The organism is Belnapia sp., assembly GCF_059504005.1.
Genome location: NZ_JCACHU010000091.1, coordinates 1 through 4,163 on the forward strand (window position 1 = coordinate 1; position 4,163 = coordinate 4,163).

The window sequence follows — 4,163 nt, forward strand, 5'->3', positions numbered from 1 at the left end:
AGGTGGGCCAAAATTCATCAGCACTGCTGGGCCAGAATTCATGGACACAGCCAGAGGACGCACCGCGATCGCGCGTTCGCCTCGCTGCACCATGTCCTCGATCTGGAATGGATGCTGGAGGCCTACCGAACCACCCGCAAGGATGGCGCGGCGGGCATCGACGGGATTGGCGCGGCCGACTATGCGGAAAACCTGGAGGCGAACCTTCTCGACCTCCTCGACCGCATCAAGTCGGGTCGCTACCAGGCTCCGCCGGTGCGCCGCAGCTACATTCCGAAGCCGGATGGATCGCAACGGCCGCTCGGCATTCCGACCTTCGAGGATAAGGTTGCGCAGCGAGCGATCGTCATGCTGCTGGAAGCCATCTACGAACAGGACTTCCTGCCCTGCTCGTACGGCTTTCGCCCTGGCCGGTCCGCGCATGACGCTCTGCACGACTTACGCACGGCGTTCATGACGCAGGGCCTGCGGTGGGTGTTGGATATCGACATCAAGCGGTACTTCGACACCATCCCGCACGAGCAGCTGCGGAGCTTCCTTGACCAACGAGTCGTCGACGGTGTCGTCAGACGCATGATCGACAAATGGCTGAAGGCTGGGGTGCTGGAGAACGGCTCCCTGATCCGCATGACTGAGGGAACGCCACAGGGCGGGGTGATCTCGCCGCTGCTTGCCAACATCTACCTGCATCATGTGCTGGACGAGTGGGTAGCAGCGGTGGTCGCACCACGCCTGAAGGGCAGGTACATCCTGGTCCGGTACGCGGACGACCTCGTCCTGGCATTCGAGGACCACCTCGATGCCCGGCGGGTCTTTCGCGCGCTGGGGCAGCGGCTGAACCGGTTTGGACTTACCCTCCACCCGGAGAAGTCGCGGTTCATCGACTTCCGGTTTCGTCGTCCGGGCGGTCAACGTCACCCGGCGACAAGCGGCACCAACTTCGACTTCCTGGGCTTTACCCATGTTTGGGGACGGTCCAGGCAGGCGAAGAACGTGGTGCGGCAGGTGACGGCAAAGGGCCGGTTCACCCGTGCCCTGTCGGCGGTGAATGAGTGGTGCCAGCGTAACCGGCATCAGACCATACGCCACCAACATGCCCACCTGTCGGCGATGCTGCGCGGCCACTACGGCTACTACGGCATCACCGGCAACGGGCGTCGGCTCCGATGGTACCTCCATCAGGTCGAGCGGATCTGGAAGAAGTGGCTATCGCGCAGAGGGCGACACGGAAACTTCCGCTGGGACCGCCTGCGCGAACTGCTGCGCCGCCACCCCCTGCCTCCAACCAGGATCATGCGGCAGTACACCGTCCCGAGCGAAGCTCTCCCATGAGGAACCGGATGCGGGAAATCTGCACGTCCGGGTCTGTGAGGGGTGGGGGCGGCAACGTCCCCACCTACTCGGCAGTAGGCGATCGCAGCTGGTCCCGCGTCGGGTTTGGCCAGGGTCTTGTAGGCGCCATAGCCGTCACATTGCGGGATGCCACGGTAGCCGCCCAGCAGGGTGCGGGCATGCTCGTGGGCGCGGCTTGGGGCGTAGGTGTAGACCATGGCGGGTGGGTCGGTACCGCCCCAAGGCCGGTCATCACGCGCCACCGTCCAGAACCAGCCGGTCTTGGTCCGGCCGCGGCCTGGGTCGAGGATGGGCACGGTGGTCTCGTCGGCAAAGATCCGTGCCGAGGCGAGTACGGTCGCCTTCAGGCGCTGGACCACCGGCGTGATCTCGGCCGCCCCGTAGCCCGCCCAGAACGCCAGGGTGGAGCGGTCCACCTCCACTCCCTGCCGGGCCAGGATCTGGGCCTGGCGATACAGGGGCAGGTGGTCGGCGTAGCGGGAGACCAGGACGTGGGCCACGGTGGCCTCGGTCGGCAGCCCGCCCTCGATCAGCCGCGGCGGCGCCGGCGCCTGCACCACGACGCCCGCACAGGCGCGGCAGGCCAGCTTCGGGCGCCGCGTCACGAGCACCCGGAACTGGGCCGGGATCACGTCAAGCCGCTCCGAGGTGTCGGCACCGATCTCCACCATCGCGCCGCCGCAGCAGGCGCAGGCCGCACTCTCCGGCGCAACCACCACCTCGAGGCGCGGCAGGTGGGCCGGCAGCGCCCCGCGGCTGGCCCGGCGCTTTGCCGCTCGCTCCCGACGCGCCTCCGGGTCGCGCTTTTCAGCGCCTGCCTCGGCCGCCGCGATGGCAGTCTCGAGGTCGGCCAGCCCGAGCTCGAGCTGCTCCTGCGGCAGCCGCTCCGACTTCCGCCCGAACTGCATCCGCTTCAGCTTCAGCAGCAGGTGCCGGAGCCGCTCATTCTGCGCCTCGAGCGTGGCCCGCTCCGCCTCCAGCATCGCGCACCGGGATAGCGCCTCGGCGAGCAGGGCGCGCAGCGCCGCCGGATCGTCAGGCAAAGTCTCCGCGTCGGCACCGGCAGCGCTCATGGCCCGAGTCTAGGCAACCGCTGTGGGCCTGGGAATCCGTTTTGGTGTTTCCATGCGCGTCCAATCCAGTCCGGCAAACAGCGCCGCGAACTCGGGCGGGGTCAGCCGCATCACCCCGTCCACGATCGGCGGCCAGCGGAACGCGCTGCCTTCCATCTGCTTCCAGATCAGCACCAGGCCCGACGTGTCCCAGAGCAGGATCTTGACCCGGTCCGCGCGCTTCGAGCGGAATACGGTCACCACCCCCGAAAACGGATCCTCGCCCAGACCTTCAGCTGCCAGCGCCGCAAGGCCATGCGCCCCTTTGCGAAAGTCGACGGGCTGCGTCGCCAGCAGGATGCGTGCGCCTGGAGGCAGCGCAATCACGCCTCGAGCACCCCGGCGAGCCGGGCGACAGCCGCCACGTCCGATGCCGCGCCGACCCGCAACACCCGGCCGTTGCGCAGCACTACCTCGATCGTCGCCCCCGCCGCGCCGTTCGTCGCAGCCGTCGTGCACATCGGCGACGCCGCCCCTGGCGCCTCCACCAACAGCGGCACGAGCCTCGGTACGGGCCGCGCTATCTTGCGGAGCGGACGACCTTCCGCCTCGCGCCGCCAGCGATGCAGCAGGCTCGGCGAGATGCCATGCCGCTGCGCCACCTCCAGCACCCGCACCCCCGGCTCCACCGTCTCCGCCAGCAACCGCGCCTTGTCCTCCAGCGTGTAGCTGCGACGTCGCTCGCCACGAGTGACGATCTCCACCCGCTCCATCGCCACAGTGTCCGCCCCAGTGCCCGCACCGGTGCGAGCCCTCGTCTGCGCCATCGCCTGCCCTCCGCGATGGCCTACCTCACAACCTACCTCACCTCAGACAAAAAGAGCCGTAGAGCCCCGCTTACGGTGGAACGACAAAGGCGCCAACAGTCGGGTATGCAAGGCGCCATCGCGCTCTGGCCCGGCGGGTGCCGAGCGGCGCGGTTATCTTCGACGGGAGCGGTCGCAACCGGCAATCTGAAGCCATCCCTCGCGCCTCGCTATCAACTCATTTCCGCGCACGCCTAGTGAAGCTTGGAAGCACCTGCAGGCATCTGGCTTTACTCTTCAGGCGAACGCAATTGTGGCGCGCCATCGCCCGGTCCGCGCACGGATACCACCGAGGCGCTCAGACCATAAGCAGCCGTTAAGTAAAGTCGGGCTTTCCCGGTGCGCACCAGAGCTCAGCCAGCAGCCAGGCTTCGCCGCAGACGCGCGATGACGCCGGGCAGGCCGCGGACATTCAGCACCCGGCCATTCTCGTCATACGCCTCCGACAGGACCCGCACGCTCTCGTGCACCGGCCGATGAGACCCTGCTTCGGTTAGGGCAACACCACCACTTCCTCCACCACGGGGGCCTCGAAAAAGCCGATGATGGTGTCGTGCAGCGCGCTGACATCCCCGTTCGAGTGAGCCAAGAGGGCAATCGCATCCGGATGCTTCTCGACCAGGGCAGCGCGCCCGGCAGCGTCGACCCGGTCCATCTTGTTCAGCACCGCGCCAGTGACCTAACCCCGTAGGAGTGGTCCGCTGGCAGAGTAGTCTGGCGGCTGCTTTGGAGGCAGGAATGGCACGGGGCAAGCCCCACACGCCCGAGGAGATCGTGGCGAAGCTGTGCCAGGCGGAGGTGCTGGTGGTGCAGGGCAAGTGGGTGGCGGAGGCGGTGCGGGCGATCGGGGTGACGGAGCCGACATGGCGTAACTGAGGGCGGGCGCACTCCG

The 4,163-nt window shown here is 67.7% G+C and carries 4 protein-coding genes and 2 pseudogenes; 2 read left to right on the plus strand and 4 right to left on the minus strand.

Annotated elements, in window-relative coordinates:
* On the plus strand, positions 1-1,332 hold a 1,332-nt coding region (gene ltrA, locus AC5JJ1_RS13490; RefSeq protein ID WP_495785623.1), incomplete at its 5' end, for a group II intron reverse transcriptase/maturase.
* A 71-nt stretch (positions 1,333-1,403) separates the two neighbouring features.
* Here the strand turns inward: ltrA and tnpC are convergent.
* The 4 genes and pseudogenes from tnpC to AC5JJ1_RS13510 form a co-directional block, all read right to left on the minus strand.
* Positions 1,404-2,426, minus strand: a pseudogene (gene tnpC, locus AC5JJ1_RS13495) (IS66 family transposase); the annotation flags it as partial.
* Between the two features lie 9 nt (positions 2,427-2,435).
* A complete protein-coding gene (tnpB, locus tag AC5JJ1_RS13500) occupies positions 2,436-2,792 on the minus strand; it encodes an IS66 family insertion sequence element accessory protein TnpB (protein ID WP_495785624.1) in 357 nt (118 codons plus the stop codon).
* Positions 2,789-3,232: an IS66-like element accessory protein TnpA gene (gene tnpA / locus AC5JJ1_RS13505; RefSeq protein WP_495785625.1), complete on the minus strand. Its 444-nt coding sequence runs from the start codon at positions 3,230-3,232 to the stop codon at positions 2,789-2,791. Before tnpA ends, tnpB begins: the two co-directional genes overlap by 4 nt.
* Positions 3,233-3,764: 532 nt before the next feature.
* Positions 3,765-3,926 (minus strand): hypothetical protein, encoded by a 162-nt coding sequence (locus AC5JJ1_RS13510; RefSeq protein WP_495785626.1) that lies wholly within the window; start codon positions 3,924-3,926, stop codon positions 3,765-3,767.
* 83 nt (positions 3,927-4,009) lie between these two features.
* Here AC5JJ1_RS13510 and AC5JJ1_RS13515 point away from each other — a divergent pair.
* Positions 4,010-4,138 (plus strand): annotated as a pseudogene (locus AC5JJ1_RS13515) (IS3 family transposase); the annotation flags it as partial.
* Between the last annotated feature and the right edge of the window lie 25 nt (positions 4,139-4,163).

What these genes read in the sequence shown, in the direction of transcription:
- tnpA (WP_495785625.1), bottom strand. Translation starts at nt 3,232, where the DNA reads ATGGCGCAGACGAGGGCTCGCACCGGTGCGGGCACTGGGGCGGACACT.
- AC5JJ1_RS13510 (WP_495785626.1), bottom strand. Translation starts at nt 3,926, where the DNA reads ATGGACCGGGTCGACGCTGCCGGGCGCGCTGCCCTGGTCGAGAAGCAT.